Raw genomic sequence first — 800 nt, 5'->3', positions numbered from 1 at the left:
ATCCGGCATCAGGATTGCAGCGGCAGTAGCTGCACCAAATTCAGCAGTGCGCGTGAGGCAGCAGAAGCGGTCGTCAACGTGCTGGGCGACCGTGCAATCCGCACTTGTGCCAACGCGGCGGAGTGCATCAGCGGCGGGGAATCGCACCAACCGGGCGCGACGGTTGCCGGCACGGGTTTTGCACCGATGCTGGAAGCACAGACTCAGGCCAATATTGAACAGCTGGTGAAGCTGGTTAACGGGACGGAAAAACCGACGGCGGAAAATCTGGCCAAACTGAAAACCGGCAGCCTGACCATCACCCGGGGCGTGATTCAGGCATTGCAACGTGACCCCGATAATGCCGCACTGACAGCCCGTCTGGCGGGTGAACTGGCGATGGCAGAGACCACGGAGACGGCCCTGCTGATGCGCCGGATGCTGATGACCGGCATGTCCGAACCCAATGCCGCTGCGCAGGCCGAAGCCCTCAATGAGGGCGAACGACGGATTGCGGCGCTGGACAGGGAAATCAATGCGCTGAAAAATGAAATGACCCTGAAACGGGAGCTGGCGCGCAACGCTATCCTGACCATTATTGAGCGGGAAAACCACCGGATTGAAGCGCATCCGCAGAAACACGTGACGGAAAGCAGTGATAAGCGTTTCTATCAACTGGAAAATCCGGCAAACCGGACGACGGGAAGATAAGTGATGATCGGTAACGCAAAAGCATCGTCCAGGCTGAAAAAAGGGGCTGGCATCGCGCTGGTTATTGCGGCGGTGATAATCCTTACGTTTCTGACGGGCTGGGCGGGGAT

The 800-nt window shown here is 58.5% G+C and carries 1 pseudogene; it reads left to right on the top strand.

Going from position 1 to position 800, the window contains the following annotated elements:
- Positions 1–690 (top strand): annotated as a pseudogene (locus tag FE394_RS20145) (integrating conjugative element protein); the annotation flags it as partial.
- Positions 691–800: the final 110 nt, after the last annotated feature.

The organism is Xenorhabdus littoralis, from assembly GCF_033949345.1.
Classification (GTDB): domain Bacteria; phylum Pseudomonadota; class Gammaproteobacteria; order Enterobacterales; family Enterobacteriaceae; genus Xenorhabdus; species Xenorhabdus littoralis.
This window is presented reverse-complemented; position numbering and strand designations above follow the sequence as displayed.